Origin of the sequence: Bauldia sp. (genome assembly GCF_965232525.1) — a bacterium.
In the GTDB taxonomy this organism is placed as follows: Bacteria; Pseudomonadota; Alphaproteobacteria; order Rhizobiales; family Kaistiaceae; genus Bauldia.
This window is the reverse complement of record NZ_OZ246980.1, coordinates 280,715-300,198: the sequence shown is the minus strand read 5'-3', so window position 1 is coordinate 300,198 and position 19,484 is coordinate 280,715. Positions and strand designations below refer to the sequence as shown.

General features: G+C 64.5%; 18 protein-coding genes and 1 tRNA gene. 9 read left to right on the top strand and 10 right to left on the bottom strand.

Annotation, left to right across the window (positions count from 1 at the left end):
- Nucleotides 1-90 precede the first annotated feature (90 nt).
- Genes ACO076_RS01420 through ACO076_RS01400 form a run of 5 tightly spaced genes read left to right on the top strand, consistent with a single transcriptional unit; the run spans nucleotide 91 to nucleotide 5,407 of the window.
- A complete protein-coding gene (locus ACO076_RS01420; RefSeq protein WP_421724955.1) occupies nucleotides 91-1,005 on the top strand; it encodes a carbohydrate ABC transporter permease in 915 nt (304 codons plus the stop codon).
- 9 nt (nucleotides 1,006-1,014) lie between these two features.
- The gene (locus ACO076_RS01415; RefSeq protein WP_421724954.1) at nucleotides 1,015-1,848 is read left to right on the top strand and encodes a carbohydrate ABC transporter permease; all 834 of its coding nucleotides are present in this window, start codon (nucleotides 1,015-1,017) and stop codon (nucleotides 1,846-1,848) included.
- A gap of 12 nt (nucleotides 1,849-1,860) precedes the next feature.
- Nucleotides 1,861-2,988, top strand: a complete 1,128-nt coding sequence (locus ACO076_RS01410) for an ABC transporter ATP-binding protein (RefSeq protein WP_421724953.1) — start codon at nucleotides 1,861-1,863, stop codon at nucleotides 2,986-2,988.
- Nucleotides 2,989-2,990: 2 nt separating this feature from the next.
- On the top strand, nucleotides 2,991-4,670 hold the full coding sequence (locus ACO076_RS01405; RefSeq protein ID WP_421724952.1) for an SMP-30/gluconolactonase/LRE family protein: 1,680 nt from the start codon (nucleotides 2,991-2,993) through the stop codon (nucleotides 4,668-4,670).
- Nucleotides 4,661-5,407, top strand: a complete 747-nt coding sequence (locus tag ACO076_RS01400) for an SDR family NAD(P)-dependent oxidoreductase (RefSeq protein ID WP_421724951.1) — start codon at nucleotides 4,661-4,663, stop codon at nucleotides 5,405-5,407. The genes ACO076_RS01405 and ACO076_RS01400 overlap by 10 nt, the downstream gene beginning before the upstream one ends.
- 61 nt (nucleotides 5,408-5,468) lie before the next feature.
- Here the strand turns inward: ACO076_RS01400 and ACO076_RS01395 are convergent.
- From ACO076_RS01395 to ACO076_RS01365, 7 genes are all read right to left on the bottom strand, one after another.
- Nucleotides 5,469-5,559, bottom strand: a tRNA-Leu gene (locus tag ACO076_RS01395).
- On the bottom strand, nucleotides 5,540-6,763 hold the full coding sequence (locus ACO076_RS01390; protein ID WP_421724950.1) for a CaiB/BaiF CoA transferase family protein: 1,224 nt from the start codon (nucleotides 6,761-6,763) through the stop codon (nucleotides 5,540-5,542). Before ACO076_RS01390 ends, ACO076_RS01395 begins: the two co-directional genes overlap by 20 nt.
- A gap of 8 nt (nucleotides 6,764-6,771) precedes the next feature.
- Nucleotides 6,772-7,560, bottom strand: a complete 789-nt coding sequence (locus tag ACO076_RS01385) for an enoyl-CoA hydratase/isomerase family protein (protein WP_421724949.1) — start codon at nucleotides 7,558-7,560, stop codon at nucleotides 6,772-6,774.
- Nucleotides 7,553-8,419 (bottom strand): hypothetical protein, encoded by an 867-nt coding sequence (locus ACO076_RS01380; RefSeq protein WP_421724948.1) that lies wholly within the window; start codon nucleotides 8,417-8,419, stop codon nucleotides 7,553-7,555. Before ACO076_RS01380 ends, ACO076_RS01385 begins: the two co-directional genes overlap by 8 nt.
- 9 nt (nucleotides 8,420-8,428) lie before the next feature.
- Entirely contained in the window at nucleotides 8,429-9,487 is a 1,059-nt protein-coding gene (locus tag ACO076_RS01375; protein ID WP_421724947.1) for an ABC transporter permease, read from the bottom strand.
- 20 nt (nucleotides 9,488-9,507) lie between these two features.
- Entirely contained in the window at nucleotides 9,508-11,007 is a 1,500-nt protein-coding gene (locus tag ACO076_RS01370) for a sugar ABC transporter ATP-binding protein (protein ID WP_421724946.1), read from the bottom strand.
- Between the two features lie 64 nt (nucleotides 11,008-11,071).
- On the bottom strand, nucleotides 11,072-12,043 hold the full coding sequence (locus ACO076_RS01365) for a substrate-binding domain-containing protein (protein ID WP_421724945.1): 972 nt from the start codon (nucleotides 12,041-12,043) through the stop codon (nucleotides 11,072-11,074).
- A 145-nt stretch (nucleotides 12,044-12,188) separates the two neighbouring features.
- Between ACO076_RS01365 and ACO076_RS01360 the strand changes: the two genes are divergently transcribed.
- Both ACO076_RS01360 and ACO076_RS01355 read left to right on the top strand, forming a co-directional pair.
- The gene (locus tag ACO076_RS01360) at nucleotides 12,189-12,965 is read left to right on the top strand and encodes an SDR family oxidoreductase (protein ID WP_421724944.1); all 777 of its coding nucleotides are present in this window, start codon (nucleotides 12,189-12,191) and stop codon (nucleotides 12,963-12,965) included.
- Nucleotides 12,966-12,976: 11 nt separating this feature from the next.
- Nucleotides 12,977-13,861, top strand: coding sequence for an SMP-30/gluconolactonase/LRE family protein (locus ACO076_RS01355; RefSeq protein WP_421724943.1), 885 nt, complete (start codon nucleotides 12,977-12,979; stop codon nucleotides 13,859-13,861).
- Nucleotides 13,862-13,914: 53 nt separating this feature from the next.
- Here the strand turns inward: ACO076_RS01355 and ACO076_RS01350 are convergent, their stop codons facing one another.
- On the bottom strand, nucleotides 13,915-15,006 hold the full coding sequence (locus tag ACO076_RS01350; protein ID WP_421724942.1) for a glycoside hydrolase family 88 protein: 1,092 nt from the start codon (nucleotides 15,004-15,006) through the stop codon (nucleotides 13,915-13,917).
- A 19-nt stretch (nucleotides 15,007-15,025) separates the two neighbouring features.
- Nucleotides 15,026-15,817, bottom strand: coding sequence for a FadR/GntR family transcriptional regulator (locus tag ACO076_RS01345; RefSeq protein ID WP_421724941.1), 792 nt, complete (start codon nucleotides 15,815-15,817; stop codon nucleotides 15,026-15,028).
- Nucleotides 15,818-16,166: 349 nt separating this feature from the next.
- Between ACO076_RS01345 and ACO076_RS01340 the strand changes: the two genes are divergently transcribed.
- Nucleotides 16,167-17,063 (top strand): hypothetical protein, encoded by an 897-nt coding sequence (locus ACO076_RS01340; RefSeq protein ID WP_421724940.1) that lies wholly within the window; start codon nucleotides 16,167-16,169, stop codon nucleotides 17,061-17,063.
- Nucleotides 17,064-17,333: 270 nt separating this feature from the next.
- On the opposite strand, the gene ACO076_RS01335 is transcribed toward ACO076_RS01340, so the two are convergent.
- The gene (locus ACO076_RS01335; RefSeq protein ID WP_421724939.1) at nucleotides 17,334-18,374 is read right to left on the bottom strand and encodes a helix-turn-helix transcriptional regulator; all 1,041 of its coding nucleotides are present in this window, start codon (nucleotides 18,372-18,374) and stop codon (nucleotides 17,334-17,336) included.
- A gap of 239 nt (nucleotides 18,375-18,613) precedes the next feature.
- Here ACO076_RS01335 and ACO076_RS01330 point away from each other — a divergent pair, with 239 nt between their 5' ends.
- Entirely contained in the window at nucleotides 18,614-19,456 is an 843-nt protein-coding gene (locus ACO076_RS01330; protein WP_421724938.1) for a sugar phosphate isomerase/epimerase family protein, read from the top strand.
- Nucleotides 19,457-19,484 lie beyond the last annotated feature (28 nt).

Below are 19,484 nucleotides of genomic sequence, written 5' to 3'. Positions count from 1 at the left end.
CGATCGACGAGCAACGGGCCGGCGCTTTCGGGCGCCGGCCACAAGGGGGGAGTTCTCCTGACCGATACCGTCACACAGCGCCAGGGCAGGGTGCTGGGAGGGATCATCCCGACCATCGACTTCAGCGCGCCGCGCCACCGGGCGAAGTTCGGCTACCTCCTGCTGGCGCCGGCTGTCCTGCTGATGGCGGCGATCATCGTCTACCCGATCCTGTTGTCGGTCGACATCAGCCTTCAGGACGTGCGCATCGCCCGCGTCGGCGACGAGCGCGAGCCCTGGACGCTGAAGAACTATGAGTGGCTGTTCGGGTCGACCGAGTTCTGGCACGCCATCTGGGTGACGTTCAAGCTGGTGGCGGTGGTCGGTGGGCTGTCGATGATCATCGGCTTCGCCACCGCCATGCTGGTGAACCAGAAGTTCCGCGGCCGCACCGCGGTGCGGCTGTTCGTGGCGTTGCCCTGGGCCGTGCCAGAGGTGGTGGCCACGGTGATCTGGGCCTGGATGCTGGACAGCTCCTTCGGGGTCGTGAACTGGACGCTGCTCAAGTCCGGTATCATTGCCGAACCGATCCAGTTCGCCTCGAACCCGACCGCGGCCTTCGCCGCCGTCTGCTTTGTGATGATCTGGAAGGGCTATCCGCTGATGTCGATCATGCTGCTGGCGGGGCTGCAGTCCATCCCCGAGGAGCAGTATCAGGCGGCAAAGGTCGACGGCGGCGGCCCGTGGCAGCGCTTTGCCTACATCACGCTGCCCAACATGCTGCCGGTTGCCGGCGTCACGCTGGTGATGACGACGCTCTGGGTGTTCCGCGACTTCGCCATCATTTACGTCCTGACCCAGGGCGGGCCGATCGGGGCGACCACGACGCTGTCGATCCTGACCTTCGAGCAGTCCTTCGAGTTCTTCCGAATGGGGCAAGGCGCGGCCGTCGGCGTCTTCACCATGGTGCTGTGCGCCATCATCAGCCGCGCGCTGGTCGGGCGCATGGCGAAGTCGGTGCACTAGGAGGGGGCGATGCACAAGCGACACCCTCTCGGCACCTTCGCACTGTACGCGACCGCGATCGGGACGTGCGCCATTCTGCTCTTCCCGATCTACTGGATGATCGTCACGGCGCTTCAGCCGGCCACCAATCTTCGCGCCTATCCGCCGCAGTTCTGGCCGGCCGAGCCGCAGTGGAACGTGTTCCGCGACCTGCTGGCGAATCACCCGTTCGCCCAGTGGTTCATCAATTCGATCCTCATCGCGGTGGCGACCATGATCCTGTCGCTGGCGGTGTCCGTCCTCGCCGCGTACGCGCTGTCGCGCTTCCGGCTGCGCGGCGGCCAGGGACTGGGGCTATTCATTCTGACGTCGAAGATGCTGCCGGCGACGCTGATGATCATCCCGCTGTTCGCGATCTTCAGGTCGACCGGGTTGGTCGGCTCGCTCTGGTCGGTGATCATCGCCCAGGCGACGCTGATCTTGCCGTTCTGTACCTGGATGCTGAAGGGCTATTTCGACACCATTCCACAGGAACTGGAGCACGCCGCGCTGGTCGACGGGTGCTCGCCGCTTGGAACCATCGTCCGCATCCTGCTGCCCGTGGCTGCGCCGGGGCTGGCGGCGACGGCGCTCTATGCCTTCGTCGTGAGCTGGTCGGACTTCCTGTTCGGCCGCACCTTCCTGACCACCAACGACCAGAACTGGACATTGCAGATGGGCATCGCCGCGTTGAAAGGCGAGTTCGTGACCGAATGGAACGTCATCATGGCAGGCTCTCTGATGGCGTCAGTCCCGATCATATTCGTCTATCTGTTCCTGGAGCGGTTCCTGGTGGGCGGCCTCGCGGCCGGGTCCGAGAAGTAACGAAGCAGAGCGATGGCAACTGTACGGTTCGACAACATCCGCAAATCCTACGGCGCCGTGGAGGCGATCCGCGACTTCAATCTCCACGTCGACGACGGCGACTTCTGTGTCCTCGTCGGTCCCTCCGGCTGCGGTAAGTCGACGGCGCTGAAGATGCTGGCGGGGCTCGAACCGACGAGCGCGGGCTCGATCCATATTGGCGGGCGCGACGTGACCGAACTCGGCCCCGGCAAGCGCGATATCGCGATGGTGTTTCAGAACTACGCGCTCTACCCGCACATGACGGTGCGCAAGAACATCGGCTTCGGCCTCAAGATGCGCAGATTTCCGCCGAGCGAAATCGAAGCCAAGGTCGAGGAAGCCGCCAAGGTCCTGGAACTCACGCCATATCTCGACCGCAAACCCAGGGCGCTGTCGGGTGGCCAGCGCCAGCGCGTCGCGCTGGGCCGCGCCATCGTCCGCGAACCCAGCGCCTTTCTGATGGACGAGCCGCTCTCAAACCTCGACGCGAAGCTGCGGGTGCAAACCCGGTCGGAGATCGTGAACCTCCAGAAACGGCTGGGTGTAACGACGATCTACGTCACCCATGACCAGACCGAGGCGCTGACGATGGCCACCAAGATCGTCGTTATGCGCGACGGCCTGATCCAGCAGGTCGGTCCCTCGAGCGAACTGTTCGAGAAGCCCCGCAACATCTTCGTCGCCGGTTTCATCGGCTCGCCGGGGATGAACTTCTTTCGTGGCCCCATCGAGCTCGAAGGTGGGCAACCGGCGACCCAATTCGCGGGCCGACCGGTGCCTCTGCCCGAGGCGACCGCGCGGCTCGCCGGCCGTGATGCGATCTTCGGCATCCGCCCGGAGCACATCCGGCTGGAGGAGGGCGATCTCAATGCGCAGCTGACGCTGGTCGAAAGCCTCGGCACCGAGAAGATCATGCATTTCGCCACGCCCGCAGGGCAGAGCCTTTCCAAGGACGAGGCGGATTTCGGTCCGGACGAACAGGCCCGCGACGTCCAGTCGATGCTGATCCGGGTGATCGACGACCACTCCTATGCCGAAGGACAAACCGTTCCGATGGTTTTCCCCAAGGCCAAAATCCATGTATTCGATCCGGAAACGTATGACGCGATCGGCGGATAGGCTTGAACAGGTTCGATGATATCGCAAAGCGCTTTCCGGGCGCCGGAACGCTGGTCAAGGGTATCCAGATCATGGAATTTCTGGCCGAGGCGGGCCGGCCGACGACCTCGGCGGAGCTCCTGCGCCAGACCCAGCTTCCGAAGGCCACGCTCTACCGGCTGCTCGGCGCACTGATCGACTTCGGCTATGTCCGCCGCGACGCCCGGCTCAAAACTTACTCGCTGGGTCAGCGGCTGATCGAACTGGGTGGCAGCTCGCTCGCCACTATTGACCTGCGCAGCGCCGCCGAGAGCGAACTGACCCGCCTCGCGTCGGAGATCAACGAGACGGTGAGCCTGACGATGCTGGATGGCGATCGCTCGATCTATGTCGATGTCCGGCGGTCGTCCAATCCGTTGTCGGTGGGCATCGAGATCGGCAAGTCGCTCCACGCCGTCGAAAGTACCTCGGGTCAGGCTATACTGGCCGCCCTGCCGCCCCACCGGGTGAACGGCATCCTCGCTGCCCTGTCCCGCGAGGAGCAATCGCAACTGATGGCGGACTTCGCGATCAGCCGGGCACGCGGCTACACTATCGGGCCGTCGCGGACCATCGAAGGCGTCATCGTTATCGCGGTCCCGGTCATCGGCCCGCCGGACATGGGTAGCGGCGCGATCGTGGTCACCGCGTTGGCCGACCACACCCCACTGGAACGCCGCCACGTCATCGGCCGCGATCTGATGGAAGCCGCCCGCAGGATCGTCGGTAACCTGGGGAGCGCGTCGGTGAGCATCACGCCCAATCCTCGTCCCAGCCGCCATGTCAGCGAGACGCTGCGCTGCGTTGCCCGCGTCGGCGCGATCGTCGGCGAGGGCCCGGTCTGGGACGCGTCGGCCGGCGTCCTTCGCTGGGTCGATATCGCCGCGCCCGCGATCCACTGCTACGATCCCGCCACCGGCGAGAACCGCATGGATCCGTGCCCGCATCTGGTCAGTGCGGTGCTGCCGGCCGAAGACGGCCGCATGGTCGCGATCTCGCAGAACGGGCTCGAAGCGCTCGATGTCGCCACCGGCGCGCTGCGGCCGCTCTACGACCCGGAGGCGCATCTTTCGACCAACCGCTTCAACGACGCCAAGACCGATAGCCGCGGGCGGATCTGGGCGGGCTCCATGAGCCTCGATGCGTCGATGCCGTCCGGATCGCTCTACTGCTTCGACACGTTGCGGAGCGCCCGCGCCGTCGACGGCGGCTTTCAGATCTCGAACGGTCTCGGCTGGAGCCCGGACGATACCCGGTTCTACTTCGTCGACAGCGCGCTCGGGACCGTCTTCGTCTATGACTTCGACGTCGAGACCGGGACGGTGGCTAACCGTGAGGCCTTTCTCACTTTCGAGCCCGAAGAGGGCAAGCCGGACGGGATGTGTGTCGATAGCGCCGGGAACGTCTGGGTGGCGATGTGGGACGGCTGGCGGGTCGGCTGCTACGACCCCTCGGGCGACCTGATCCGCACGGTCGATATGCCGGTGCCGCGCCCGTCGAGCTGTTACCTCGGCGACGACGACCTGAAGACGCTTTACATCACCAGCGCCTCGATCCGCCTGCCCGCTTCCGTGCTGGAGGAGGCGCCGCTCTCCGGCAGTCTGTTCGCCATCGACGTCGACGTGCCCGGCCTGCCGACCAACGAGGTCCGCGGGTGTCCGTGAGCTATGACGATTTCCGCGGCCGCCATGTGGTCGTCACCGGCGCGGGCGCGGGAATCGGCCGGGCGACGGCGGTTGCGTTCGCGGGGCAGGGCGCGCGCGTCACTGCCATCGACAGGGACGCCGGTGCGCTGGACGAGACCGCGGGGATGGCGGTCGGCATCACCGTGGCGCTGTGCGATCTCGCCGATCACGATGCTCTGCGCGAAACCATCGGGGGCGCACTCGACCGGGACGGTAAAGTGCGCTGTCTCGTCAACAATGCCGGCTCGGACCGGCGCATCGCATTCGGCGACATGACGGCGGAGAACTGGCGGTGGACGCTTGCCGTCAATCTCGACCACCATATGCTGACCGCCGCGTTGGTCGCGCCCAGGATGGACCTGGCCGACGGCCACGCGGCGATCGTCAACATGTCGTCCTCCGCCTTCATGAAGCTCGCCGGCAATCTCACCGCCTATCATGCGGCGAAGGCCGGCATCGTCGGGTTCACCCGTGGTCTTGCCCGCGACCTCGGTCAGCGCGGCATCACCGTGAACGCGATCGCGCCTGGGCGGGTCGTCACCGAGCGGGTCGCGGCCAAAGTCACCGCCGACTGGGAGGCCGAGACTCGTCGTATCCAGTGTGTTCCCGACCTGATCTCCCCGGCGGACATCGCGGACGCCGTTCTCTGGCTCGGTTCCTCCGCCTCCCGTTTTGTCACCGGGCAAACGCTGGTCGTCGACGGCGGCGTCGTCTGACCGCGGGCTCAGCAACGCCAAGCGTGGGTGCGGAACGGCATTTCATTGCGGCAGGAAGCGGTGGCGCGCCCGGGACGATTCGAACGCCCGTCCCCAGATTCTTAGTCAGGGTCAGGCAGTGGCATCAGGCCTTCAATCGGACGGGCGGGCGCCGACGGCGCCGGTCTCGGCGAGTTGGTCGATTTCCGTGGCGGTGAACCCGGCCTCGAGCAGAACGTCACGGGTGTGCGCGCCGTAGGCCGGTGCGGCGGTCAGCGTTGGGTCGGGATTGTCGGAGAAGCGGATACCCGGCGCCACGGTGGTGTATTCGCCGGCGACCGGGTGATGCATGCGCACCATCTGTCGCTCCGCCTGCGGATGCGACAGAAACGCATCGTAGTCCTGAACGACACCGCACCAGACACCGGCGGCGTTGAGAAGTGTGTCCCAATGCGCGGCGGTGTCGCCCCGCAGCCGCTCGGCGACCAGTTGGCAGATGCGGTCGCGCCAATGGTTGACCGCGGCAGCATCCCGTTGCGGCGGTCGCGTGGCCTTTAGTTCGCTGAGCTTGGGGATTTCGAGTTCGCGCGCCAGGACATCGAGGTCGGCCTGCGCAATCGCCAGATCGCCTTCCCTGCACTTGTAGACGCCGTATGGCGGCTCCATCCAGATCGACACCTGTGGCATGCGGCTGCGTGCCGGCGGTGCGTCGGCGGCGAGGTGGGAGGTGATCTCCTGAAGCTGCATCTCCATGATCGCCGACATCAGCGAGACCTCCACCTTCTGGCCGACGCCGGTTCGGCCGCGGGCGATGAGTGCCGCAAGGATGCCCTCGCAGGCCATGTGAGAGGCGGCGGTGTCCACCATGTAGAGCGGTGACGGGTGAGGCAGTCCCCCGTCGACGCCGCCGTTGTAGGTGAGGCCGGTGAACGACTGGACCAGCAGGTCCTGTCCGGGCCGGTCCTTCATCGGTCCGTCTTCGCCGTAGCCGCTGATGGCGGCATAGACCAGCCGCGAGTTGATCGTCGACAGCGTCGCGTAGTCGATGCCGAGTTTCTCCGCGACCCGCGGGCGGAAGTTCTGGATGAAGACGTCCGCGTCGCGGACAAGACGATGAAGAACCTCGCGCCCCAGGTCCGACTTCAGATCGAGCACCAGGGACCGCTTGTTCCGGTTGAGCGTGACGAAACAGGTGGCATCGCCGAACGCCTCGATCCCGGCCATCGGCGAATGGCGCGAGAAATCCCCCCCGCCAGGGGCTTCGATCTTGACGATGTCGGCGCCCATCTCGCCCATGCGCTGCGTGCACAACGGACCGGCCATGGCGATGGTCAGATCGAGAACGCGAATTCCGGCGAGAGGTCCGGTCTGCGACATGGCGCTTCTCAACGTCCCTTGTATTGCGGTTCGCGCTTCTCGGTGAAGGCGCGCATGCCTTCGCGGGCGTCCTCGGTCGCCATGCAGTAGGTGTAGCCATCGTTCTCCCAGGCGAGCCCAACGGTGATGGCGGTCCCCTGGGTCTCGCGAATGATATTCTTGGCGGACTGCACCGCGATCGGCGGGTTGCGCGCAAGCCGGTTGGCGATGGCGCCCACCGTCGGCATCAGGTCATTGGCTTCGACCAGATCCTGGACAAAGCCGACACGATGCGCTTCCTCGGCCGGAAAGATGTCGCCGGTGAGCACCCACCGCGCCGCATTGCCGTAGCCGATCAGCCGCGGCAGGATCGATGTGTTGCCCGAGCCCGCATGCCAGCCGAGCCGCACCTCGGGCGCTCCGAATTGCGACCGCTTCGTCGCGACGCGAATATCACAGCACATGGCGACCTCCAGCCCACCGCCGAGGCAGTATCCGTCGATCGCGGCGACGGCCGGTTTGCGCAGGCGGAGCAGCGGATCGATATAGTCGCGGTCATAGATCGCCCGATTGCGCCCCTCCCACGGCGTGCCGAGGTCGTCGAGCATGGCGACATCGCTGCCGGCCGAGAACGCGCGGTCGCCGGCACCGGTGATGATCAGGACGCGGATCGCGTCGCTGCGATCGACCTCTCGACAGGCGGTGACGAACTCGGCGGCCATCGCCGCGGTGATCGCGTTAAGCTTCTTCGGCCGATTGAGGGTGAGCGTCGCCACCGCGCCCTCCACCTCAAACCGGATATCGTCGTTCTCATTCATCGAACAGTCCTTCCTGTAGATTTTCGGCGTCGAGCAGCCTGATCTCGATCCGCCAGGCGCGAGACTCTCCCGAGGCAAGCCAGATCGCGGCCGGCGCGGTCAGCGCAGCGGCGGGCGCGCTGGTCGGCTCGACAGCGACCTGATGGACCGGCGATTCCGGCGGCCAGCCGCCATAGTCGAACCAGAGGCCGACAGCCGGCAGATCGCGCGCGGACCAGCGGAGCGCGATCGCCTGTTCGGGAGAGCCCGCCACGATTCTGGCATCGGATTCGAGGTTGCCGTAAAGCTTTGCCATCACCCCGGCGTCGATACCCCGGACGGGATTGAACTCGGGGAAGCCCGGCCAGCGGATGCCGTCGCCGGGGCTGCCACCGTTCGGAAAGAGCGGGCCGACGCCCGAGACGGCGACGCGCTCGCCCTCCTGAAGCGAAAGCAGCATGTGCTGGCTGTAGAGATAGGCGAAGCGTTCCGCGCCCGTATTGGAGATGGTGTAGTCCACGCTGATGGTGTCGCCGGCGACACGCAGGTTGCGGCTGAAACGAAACCGCGAATCGGTGCAGACCGCCGTCAGACCGTCGGCCTCTTCGCGGCACTGCCATGGCCGTCCCCAGAGCGCGCCATGATCGCGCAGGCGGCCGGGCCATCCAAATTCCACACCGTCAGTCGATATGATTGTCGGGAAACACTCGTCCCAGCCGCGGGCTTGGTCGGCGCCATAGCCGGCGTCGTCGGCGGACGATCCGGTCGGTTCACCTTCGATCAGCCATTCGCGGCCAGTGCGCAGATCGCGGAGCGAGGTAACCCGCGCGCCGAAATCGGGCTCCATCTCGATGGTGACGATATCGTTGGCGTAGCGCATGGCGTCGGTTCAACCGCCTTTCGCGGCCGCGGCGCGAGACTGCTGTCGCTCGGCCCGGGCCATGCGCCACTGGCCGATCGCGACGGCGACGACCAACAGAAGTCCCTTGGCGACCAACTGGTAGAAGGTCGGGATGCCGAGGAGGTTCATCCCGTTGCTCAAGGTGGCGAGCAGCGTCACCGCGAGCATGCTGCCGACGATCGTGCCCTTGCCGCCGGCGAGAATCGCACCGCCGAGGAACACGGCGGTGATGGCTTCGAGTTCGAGGCCCTGGGTTCCGGAGGCCGGCTGGCCGGAACTCGTCCGCGCGGTGACGATCACGCCGGCGAGCCCGGCGAGCGCGCCGGAGATCGAATAGATGTAGAACTTCATCCGGGTCAGATTGATCCCGGCGAGCCGGGCCGCGGTCGGGTTGCCGCCCATGGTGTAGATCGAGCGGCCAAACACGGTCGAACTCATGACGAAATGGGCGATCCCGGCGATCACCAGCAGGATGATGAACGGGATCGGAATGCCCGGAAACTCACCGACCGTGAACACGCGGCCGGAGCCGAGCAAGGCGAAGGTGGGGTCGAGGACACCGACCGGTCGACCCTCCGGTGCGATCAGAAAAGCAAGACCGCGAAAGGCGGAGAACGTTGCCAGTGTCGCGACCACCGGATTGACCCGGAGGAAGGTGATGATGGTGGCGTTGACCGTGCCGAGAAGTGCGCCGAGGGCGATGCCGAAAGCGACACCGCCGATGATCGTCCCGAAACTGGCGACCATGATCGCAGAGACGACGGAGGCGGCGCCGGCGATCGAACCGACCGAAATGTCGAGGCCGGCGGAGACGATCACCAGGGTCATGCCGACCGCGACAAGCCCAACGACGGTCATGTTCTGACCGATGTTGAGGAGATTTCGGGCGCTGAAGAAGTGCTCGGTCTGGCTCGCGATCAGGACGACGAGGATGGCCAGCGCGATCAGCAGGGAGAGGTTTTCCGGCCCGACAAACCGGGTTGCCGCCTGCCATGTGCGCAACAAACCGGAGCCCGCCGGTGGCTGCATCGTTTGCGACGATTCCACGGATTCCCTTTCCATCGGTATCAGGCGGCCTCGCTGTCGAGGGCGTGGCTGAGGATCGCCTCCTCGGAGGCGTCCGCCTTTTCGATCGGATCGGACAGCGTTCCTCCCCGCATCACCATGATCCGGTCCGCCAAGGCCAGCAGCTCCGGCATCTCCGAGGAAATGACGATGATCGCCAGGCCACCGCGGGCCAGTTCGTCGATGAGGCGATAAATCTCGGCCTTCGCGCCGACGTCCACCGCGCGCGTCGGCTCATCGAGGATCAGCACCTGCGGTTTCGCCGCCAGCCAGCGGGCCAGAACCGCCTTCTGCTGGTTGCCGCCCGACAACTTGCCAACCTCCTGACCGAGCCCGGTGATCTTGATGCTGAGATGGTCGATGTAGGGAACAACCTCCCGGTGCATCTCCGCCCTGCGGAGCACGCCAAACCTTGCAAAGCGGGCGAACACCGCCAGGCAAACGTTTTCAATCACGCTGCGGACCATCACCAGTCCCTCGGACTTGCGGTCCTCCGGAGCAAAGCCGATTCCGGCGGCGATCGCGTCAGCGGGATGTCGAATCGTCACCGGCTTTCCGTTGACCCTGATCGTTCCCGACTGCCTGGGAAGGTCGCCGAAGATGATCTTGGCAAGTTCTGTGCGCCCGGCACCGACCAGCCCGGCGATGCCGAGGATCTCGCCGGCGCGCACGTTGAGGCTGATGTTCCCGTGCCAACGGCTCGTCAGGTTCTCGACCTCGAGCACCACGTTGTCGGACGTCGTCTCGGCACGCTCGTAGCCCCCGGACAGATCGCGTCCGACCATCAGCCGAACCACGTCCTCCTGCCTCGTCTCAGACGTCAGGAGCGTGCCCGCATGGGCACCGTCGCGAAGCACGACGATGCGGTTGGAGATCTCCATGACCTCATGCAGCCGGTGCGAGACGTAGATGACGCCGAGCCCGTCGTCGGCGAGCTGCCGGATCAGGCGAAACAGACGTTTGGTTTCGTCGACGGTGAGCGAAGAGGTCGGCTCATCGAAGGCCACGACCCTCACCCCCGGCTTCAACGCGCGGATGATCTCGACGATGTGTTTCTGGGCTGGCGACAGCAACCGCCCCAGCGCGTCGACATCGATCAGGCCGGCGAAACCGTATCGCGTCAGCATTTCGGTGACGGTGGCCTTCATCATCCGGAAATCGACGCGGAAGCCTGAGGTCAGGAATTCGCCGATGAAGATGTTTTCCGTGACCGTCATGTCCGGCACGATCTCCGGCTCCTGGCGTACCAGTCGAAACCCGGCCTGCCGCGCTTCGAGCGGACTGACATGGTCGACTGGCTCGTCGCCGAGCCAGATGCGGCCCTCATCGAGCTGATAATCACCGCTGAGGATCTTGAGCATCGTCGATTTACCGGCGCCGTTCTCTCCCACCAGAGCGACAACCTCGCCGGCCGCGACATCCATGCTCACATCGGCAAGCGCACGCACGCCCGGGAAGGCCTTGCCGATGTTTTCCACGCGCAGGACGGTCTTCGGCGTCATGGTCTTTTGCTCAAACCCCAATGCCGGCGGCGGGCAAGGCCTGGCCCCGCCCGCCGATCCTGGCTTAGCCGCAGGGCATCACGTCCGCGTAGGTCTCAGGCGTTACGATCGTGGTATTGGCCACGGTGTTTGGCGGCAACGGATCGCCCGACTCGATGCTGTTGATGAGGGCTCGGGCCGCCGCGTCGCCGACGTCGGCGCCGCTGAGATAGAGCGCGGCCTTGAACATGGTCGGCACGCCCGCCGCCCACGGCCGGCATGCCTCGTAAGCGCCAAGTCCAACGGCGATGCCATCGTCGGGGCCATAGCCGGCGTTCTGCAGGGCGTTCACGGTGCCGAGGACACCTTCGTCGTTGCAGGCGAACACCACCCATTTGTCCACGGACGGATTTGCGGTAATCGCCGGCCCCGCGGCTTCGAGTGCCTTGTTCGCCGTCCCGTCATAAGGCACGGCGATGAAACGGTCGGCATCGACGCCGATGTCAGCGAGCTGGGCCCGCGCCGCATCGGTGCGGTCGTTACAAACGGACAGGGTCTGCACTTCAACGCTAAGGACGCCGTAACTGGCATCGTTCATCCAGCTGGACTCGCCGAGGAGTTCGGCGGCGGCCTTGCCGACGCGCGTCCCCATGTCGACGCCGTCGAAGCCAACGAACGGAACGTCCTGACCGCCGCCGTCCTGCAGGCGGTCGTCGGTGGCCACCAGGGCGACGTCAGCGTCAGCGGCGGCCGCGGCAACAGCCGGCCCAAGTGCCTGGTCGGGCGCGGTTATGCCGATGCCGCGGGCGCCGGCCGCGATGGCGTCGGACACCGCGCTGATCGCCAGGTTGGAGTCGAGCTCCACATTGATGATCCGGGAATCATAGCCGAGCTCGTTCGCTGCAGCTTCGAACCCTTCGGCCTGATCGATAAAGTATTGCTGCGTCCCGCTCTTGTAGATGGCGGTCACCAGCTTTTCCTGCGCAGCGGCCGGGGCGGCAATCGCCAGGGCCAGTGCGGTGACGGCAGCGCCGCCGAGCAACGACTTAACGGACATCTCTCTCCCTCTCCAAGATCAACGTTCCTGCTCCCGGGCGGCGCACTTCACGGGCGCCGGCCCCTGTTGACCAAAAAGACTATTATATGTTTATCATATAAATAGCAAGACTGTGCGTTGGCCAGTCGAGCGCAAAGGGAGGCAAATGCAGCGTCTGAGCGACAAAGTGGCCATCGTCACCGGCGCCGGTCAGGGCATCGGCGCAGCGATCGCGCGGCGTTTCGCCGAAGAGGGCGCGCAGGTCGCGATTGCCGAACGGAACCCGGAAACGGGCGCACGTATGGCCGCGGAGATTAGCGGCGACACCGGCGCGACGGCCATCTCCGTTGTGACCGATGTGGCCGACAGGACGAGCGTCGAGGCGATGGTCGCGGAGGTTACGGACCGCCTCGGCGATCCGGACGTGCTCGTCAACAACGCTGGCGTTGCCGTCTTCGGCGATCCGCTGTCCATCACCGACGAGGACTGGGCGCGCTGCATGTCGGTGGACCTTGATGGCGCCTGGCACTGCGCCCGCGCCGTTCTGCCGGCGATGCGGGCGCGGAAGAACGGGGCGATTATCAACATCGCCTCCAACCACGCGCTTCAGGTCATTCGCGACACGTTTCCGTATCCGGTTGCCAAGCACGGCGTCATCGGCCTCACGCGAGCGCTGGCTTTGCAGTACGCCGGCGAGGGCATCGCCGTGAACGCGATCTCGCCGGGCTACATCGATACGCCGATCGCCGAGTGGTACTTCAAGCAGCAGCCGGACGCGGCGGCCTTTCGACGGGAAACCGAAGCCAAGCAGCCGGTCGGCCGCCTGGGTCGGCCGGAGGAAGTCGCCGCCGTGGCTGCGCTCCTCGCGTCGGACGAAGCGCGTTTCATGACTGGCGCCAACCTGGTGATCGATGGCGGCGTCACAATCCGGATGTACGAATAGGGAGACCGACCATGCGGGCGGAGATAGCGGTCGAGAGCGGCGACAACATCGGCGAGGGCGCGTTCTGGCATCCCGGCCTGAACCGGCTGTTCTGGCTCGACGTGCCACCGCCGTCGAAGCTCCACATCTACGACCCGGTGACCGGCGCGCGTGAAACCCACGACATGCCGCAGATGATCGCGAGCATGCGGCCCTGGGGACCGGGCCTGCTGATCGCCGCCCATGCGGGACTGTACCGATACGATCTCGCCGATCGGATCTTCGCCCGGGTGGTCGCGCCGGAGCCGGATCTGCCCTTCAATCGCTGCAACGATGGCGGCACCGACGCCGAAGGGCGGTTCTGGTTCGGGACGATGCAGAACAACATCTCGCCGTCGGCGACCGACATCGACCTGACGGAAAAATCGGGAACGCTTTACCGCCTCGATCCCGATCTGACACTCAACGCCGTGGATCGCGATATCCTGATCGCCAACACCCTGTGCTTCAGTCCCGACAACAGGACCCTCTATTTCTGTGATACGGCCGAGGGGGCGATCCGCACCTATGACTACGATCTCGCCACCGGGAGCGCGACCCGGCGCGGCGCTCTCGGTTCGTTCGATCGCGGCGCGCCGGACGGGTCCTGCGTCGACGCCGAGGGCGGGGTTTGGAACGCGCGATGGGATGGCGGCTGTGTCGTCCGCTTCGCGCCCGACGGCTCGGTCGACTGGGTCATCGAGGTCGCGGCGCCGAAGGTCACCAGCGTTGCCTTTGGAGGGGCCGATCTCGACACGCTTTTCATCACCACCGCCCGCTGGGGCGGCGAAGCCGGCGGTGTGGACGGTCACCTCTTCGTCGCGAGTCCCGGGGTTCGGGGGATGCCGGTGACAAGCTTCGCCGGCGCCTGGACATGAGGCTCAGCCCGCTTCCACGTCCCGGACCGGCCGTCGTTGTCGGTCTCGAACCGTCAGTCGTCCAGCTGCAACACGTTCTTGCGGGCGGCCATCGCGGTCAGCGCCGGTCCCTGGCCCCACGGGACGATCTGGTTGGTGGGTACGTACCAGTAGTGCTCTTCGACGAGCGCCGAATACACGGCCGCCGTGACTCCCATCAGGTTTCCGTCGGCGTCAAGGTTGCCGATCATCGCGGCGTAAGCCTTGTCGGCCGCTTCCCGGAACTCCCGAGGGTCGAAGACGCCGATCGCAATCCCGCGGTAGAAGGCCGTTGCCATGAACGCCGCGGTGGATGCTTCCGGTCCCGACCGCGGCTCGTGGACGAGCGCATGCCAGTTGCCGTCGGCAAGTTGGTAGTCGACCATGCGTCGGGCCAACCGCAACGCTTCCTCGGCCACATCGCTTCGGCCGGCCGCGTCGGTGCGAAGATGCGCCACGACATCCAGGAGCCCGAGCAGCGCCCAGCCCTGACCGCGCCCCCAGCCGCGCGTGTAGACCCGGCCCGTCTTCTCGAGCCAGAAATGGCAGTAGAGGCCCGTCTCGGGATCGAGCAGCAGGGACCGATAACCGAGGATTTCACGAACCGCCGCATCGGCCCATTCGGTCCCGGCGCCGAGTTCGGAAAGATGGGCGAAAAAGGGCGGATCGAAATGCATGCAGTCGAGGTAGATTCCGGCACCCGGGTCACCGAGCAGCACGGCTTCCTCACTGGTCATACGCACGTCGCCATAGGGCTCGCGCAACGATCGCAGGGTGTCCTCGAACGTCACCGAGACTCCGTCGATCTTGCGGCGCGCGAGCAGATGCTTGGCGAGATCGATGACTCCGGCCCTGAGGACGGCATCGCCGGTCTCGCCGACGACCGCACACATGACATGGCCCGGTGCGGTGTTGTCGTCGGGCTGGTATGGCTGGCGACGGGTCGCCCAGGCGCGAAAGAAGCCGTGAGAGAACGACCGATAGGTGGGATCGCCGAGCAGGTCCGAAGCGGCGATCAGGCCCTCAAAGCCGATCGAGTCGCCGTAGAACCAGCACTGAAATTGGTGCTCTAGCAGGCGATCGGCGATACCGCGCGCCATGTCGTGCGGGTCGTGGTGTTGATCCAAGATGTGATCTCCAGTCCGGCTAGTCCAGGAGCGCGAAGCCCTCCTCAGCGTCGGCGATGGCGCGCTCGATCAATCGCCGCATGGCCTGCTCGGCGCCGATCGCATCGCCGCGCATATACGCTTCGAACACCTGGCGATGGAGCTCGGTGCTTTCATCCATGCCGATGAGCTGCACCTCGGAGCCCTTGGCGCGCATCTGGAGATCGATGAGCAGGGCAAGCGCCGCCTGAACGACACCGAAGAGTTGATCCAGAATCTCCGAACCGACCGCGGCAAGGAACTCGCGGTGGAAGACAAGATCGGCGTCGATGAACGCCTGGCGACGCGCCGGCCCCGGAAGCGAGTCATCCTCCTCAACCGCCAGCTTGGTTTGCCAGGCCGCCGCGATCCGCGCCCTGGCGTCTTCGGTTGCGGTCGTGGTCGCCACGAACACGACGCCCGGTTCCAGAACCAGACGGACCTTCAAGAGGTCCTCAAGCAGGGTGCGCGTATCGCCGGCGCGGATTCGCCAATCGATCAGGTCAGGATCGAGCAACCGCCACTCGGATCGGGGAAGAACCTTGGTGCCCTCCATCTGCCGGCTGCGGATCAGACCCTTGGCGCTCAACACCCGCAACGCTTCGCGCACCACCGATCGGCTCACGCCGAGGCTGTCGATAAGGTCCGATTCCCTGGGCATACCGTCCGCCCATTCGCCGGAAACGATCCGGCATCCGAGATCGCGGACGACTTCGCCCATGAGCCCGCGCACCGGCATCACGCCGTCGAGTATCTTGAGGTCCCGGCGGTCGCGCATTGAGATCGTGTTCATAGGCACTCCCAAGGCTTAATCATATAATAAGATAACTTGCCGTCAAGCGCGTGAATTCGAGGGGTAAGTGATGCTTGGGTGACGCGTTGCGTTTGTCGCCTTAAGGTTGTATATTGCCCATTACTTCCTGTGGATACAGAAGAATATCCGATCAAACCGAGGGAGCTGGGCGACGAAAAAAAAGCGATGCCCAAAATGTGGAAAGTCGATCCCCTGGGTCGCCGTAGTCTGTCCTGTCTGTCGGTCTGACATCAGACCACGGTCACCGGAGGAGGAAAGACGGGAGAGGTTCTGGAATCGCGCGGAATTCGTCAAGAATTGGATTGGCTTTCCGGTCGCAATAGTTACTGTGTTTGCTGCGCTGATTGTTCCGGCGGTCGAAAACGTCCGTTCCCTGCTGAGGCTCGACGGTGCGGCGATGACCTTCGAGGTGATGAGGCCGGGCACCATTAACGTCGGGTCTGATGACACGCCTGCATCACAGCAAGTCGATGTGATATCACAACACGTCCACTTCTTAGTAAGTGCGCTCGTCAACCGGGGGCTGTCTCCGGCCGCGGTTCAGCCGGATTTCAAATGCTCTGCGACAGATCGATTTTCTGGCGCGACAGTAACTGGGATCTTTCACTTCATAGACATCAATTCTCAGAAAAAAATATTGGAAGATATTACCGTCAATGCGGGTGAAACGGTATTCGTCAACACGATACTTGACTCTTTTGGTACGAAGGAGTTCGGTTACGAGTCGACTGAGAGAAACGAGACTTGCGAACTGATATATTCAGATAAATATGGAAGCAAGTGGATCGTAAGTGACATTAGCAGCTACGATTACTTTCCGCTTGCGAGTCCTGGGGTCACTGACAGCAGGGTCGAGGTCAGGGAAAAATACTGCGTCGACATGATAAGGGGCATCAAACTCGGTGACGAACCGATTGACTGCATAAGCGATAGTCACATCCTGGCGATAGAGCCAATTTATCTTTGGGAGCGGGCGTTTGGCAGGGCCATAAGGCAGGCGGACGAGTTTACGCGATCCACCCAAGAGAATGCGGTACGCACCCCGGGGCTGGTACTTGTGGATTGCGACGACGCGAACTGTGCGCAGGAGTACGAAGAGATGAGAAGCGCCCTCAAGGGATTTGTGCCGCGTATCACGGTTTGGCTATGCGATCCGTCGGACACCCCCTCGGTTAGGCGGCATGGAGATGGGCTTTCGTCATTCTGCACCGTGGTACTCAAGTAGACACTGGGCAAACAGTCGCGCGGGTGGCTCGTGGGCATGCACCTAAACACCTGAGTGGTGGGGCGCGACTGGAGCGAAATCAGGCCGAGGCGGCTTCGTTCAGAACGAATTCGGTGACGATGCTGTCGTCCTCGACCGGCACCATCTCGCCGTCCGCAATCCGACGCATGTGGTGAAACATGTGAACCTGTCACGACAGCCTGCGGAAGACTGCCATAGGCTGGCGGACGGCGGATCGCCCCGGTTTTTTAGAGGCGAGAGCCCGGATTTTCAGCCGGCCGTCAGCGTCCGCGGTTCGATAGTTCGGGCGCGGTGCGGTTTCATAGAACGAAACTGCGAGGGTGACAGGGAGGTTTGTCGCTTGAAGGCGGACGCGAAATAGGCCGACGAGCCGAAGCCGCACTCAAGCGCGATGTCGGTCACGCTCATCTCCGGCTGGGTCTGGAGCAGGAGTTTCGACCGGGCCAGCCGCAGCGACGACAGATACGCATGCGGCGTGGTGTTGAGGATCGAGCGGCAGTGTTCGATGAACGCGCTTCGCGACACGCCGCACTGCTCCGCCATGTCGCCGACCGACCAGTCGTAATCCACGTGCTCAGGCAGCCGTTCGAGGAAAAGCCGAACCGTGTGGCGCGCACCATCACGGGCCGGAACGCTGTAGTCGTCGCCGAGGTCGAGGGTGTGTAACAAGCCGATCAGAATCGCATTAAGCACGACCTTCGCCTCGGTTTCCGAGCGGTCCACATCGCCCAGTTCGAGCAGGTCGATAAGCTGTCCGAACGGTGCCGCCATCTTGGCTCCGTTCCAGACGTTCTTGTCGGTGTTCTGAACGATATGGGAGAGGCGTTTCTTCTCGCGGCCGGACAAGAGAATCCAGTCCGGCCAGCGCCAGGCCTGGTTGGGCCGTCGGACCTCAACATCGAGGATGATCCAGACCAGCCGGCTGGGACCGACCAGCGGATCGCCGACCTCGTGAATCTGCCACGGCCTGGTGACCGTGACCTCGCCGTCCTGAAGCCGATGCGCCCGCCCTTCCGCGGTGAAGCCAAGCGAACCACCGGCGAGATAGGTGATCTCCAACCCTTCGTTACAGTGTTCGCCGAGCCCCCAGCTTTGTTCGGCGTTCGCGTCCCAGACGCCGATCGAGCAGATGCCGGAAAGCCTGGAACCCTTGATCTCGACGCCCGGATAGTTGCCACGGGCCCAGCCGCTGAAGGCGACTTCCCCGCGTCGCGTCGCGGCCTTGAGCGGTTCGCAGGTGTCCGGCCGAAAAACCCGTCCGGCATCCTCGAAGACCCTCGGCGCGCTCACTTCAACCCTCCCTCGTTTGGTTGAGTCTGTTGTTTCATGTCCGCCGTTCCGACGCGCGGTTGATCAAGCATGCGCCGAACAAACCGACGCTTTCAAGGAAATCCGGACGGCGGCATCACGGATTTTGTCCCACCTCGACGGACAGGGCTTTCGAAAAAGTCCAAACCACAAAGGTGAAAGACGGGTCCACCGAGGCTCCCTATCGTTCGCGAAAATAGCGAACCCTAGGGAGGTCGGTGATGAAGGTCGGGTGTTTTGCGCTGGTCGATCCGTTTTCGATTCTTGAGCATCAGCTCGAACGAATTGCCGGGTTGGGCTTCAAATACGCGGACGTGACCGACAATCATCCCGGCGGGCTGCTGGGGCGGGAGTTCGGGTTCAGCGCAACAGCTAGCCTCGACGACAACCCGGCGGACCTGACCGCCATGTTCGCGCGCCATGGCCTGACGGCGACGAGTGTGTGCGCTCATGCCAATCTGCTCGACGCCTCGGCGCCGTTTCGCTACGGCAACGCCGAGATCAGCAAGGCGGTTCGTCTCGCCTCGGGCATGGCCGTGCGCGACGTGATCACCACCGAGGGCGAGCCTCACACCGATTGGGGGCGCGGGCTGTCGCGAACGGAGCAGGTGTTCGTGATCGTCGAGAAGCTGCTCGAGGCGGTTCGTCTCGCCGAGGCACTGAACGTGCGGGTGTTGCTGGAACCGCACGGCCCGGTCACCGGAACGATCGACGGCATGGGCGCCGTGCTCGACCGGCTCGGCCATCCCGAAACCGTCGGCGTCAACCTCGACACCGGCAATTCATGGCTGGCGGGAACCGACCCGGTCGAGATGGCCCGCGCCTTCAAGGATCGCATCTGGCACGTCCATTGGAAGGACATGTCGGAGGACTGGGTCGAGAAGCGCGGCCAGATCTACGGCTGCGGCATGGCGGTGATCCCGCTGGGCAGCGGTGTGGTCGACATCGACGGCGTCTACGACGTCGTCAAGGACAGCCCCGCCGAGTACTCGACACTCGAGATCGCCGGGGACGAAAACGTCCGCCAAAGCCACGACTATCTCAGAAAACTCGGATGCGAATGACCGCCAACAAAAGCCGGGACACCCGGTC

Bases quoted from the DNA above. Each gene is read 5' to 3' on its own strand.
- ACO076_RS01410 (WP_421724953.1), top strand. From the start codon at position 1,861: ATGGCAACTGTACGGTTCGACAACATCCGCAAATCCTACGGCGCCGTG.
- ACO076_RS01330 (WP_421724938.1), top strand. From the start codon at position 18,614: ATGAAGGTCGGGTGTTTTGCGCTGGTCGATCCGTTTTCGATTCTTGAG.
- ACO076_RS01385 (WP_421724949.1), bottom strand. From the start codon at position 7,560: ATGAATGAGAACGACGATATCCGGTTTGAGGTGGAGGGCGCGGTGGCG.
- ACO076_RS01390 (WP_421724950.1), bottom strand. From the start codon at position 6,763: ATGTCGCAGACCGGACCTCTCGCCGGAATTCGCGTTCTCGATCTGACC.
- ACO076_RS01365 (WP_421724945.1), bottom strand. From the start codon at position 12,043: ATGTCCGTTAAGTCGTTGCTCGGCGGCGCTGCCGTCACCGCACTGGCC.
- ACO076_RS01380 (WP_421724948.1), bottom strand. From the start codon at position 8,419: ATGCGCTACGCCAACGATATCGTCACCATCGAGATGGAGCCCGATTTC.
- ACO076_RS01355 (WP_421724943.1), top strand. From the start codon at position 12,977: ATGCGGGCGGAGATAGCGGTCGAGAGCGGCGACAACATCGGCGAGGGC.
- ACO076_RS01370 (WP_421724946.1), bottom strand. From the start codon at position 11,007: ATGACGCCGAAGACCGTCCTGCGCGTGGAAAACATCGGCAAGGCCTTC.
- ACO076_RS01360 (WP_421724944.1), top strand. From the start codon at position 12,189: ATGCAGCGTCTGAGCGACAAAGTGGCCATCGTCACCGGCGCCGGTCAG.
- ACO076_RS01415 (WP_421724954.1), top strand. From the start codon at position 1,015: ATGCACAAGCGACACCCTCTCGGCACCTTCGCACTGTACGCGACCGCG.
- ACO076_RS01345 (WP_421724941.1), bottom strand. From the start codon at position 15,817: ATGAACACGATCTCAATGCGCGACCGCCGGGACCTCAAGATACTCGAC.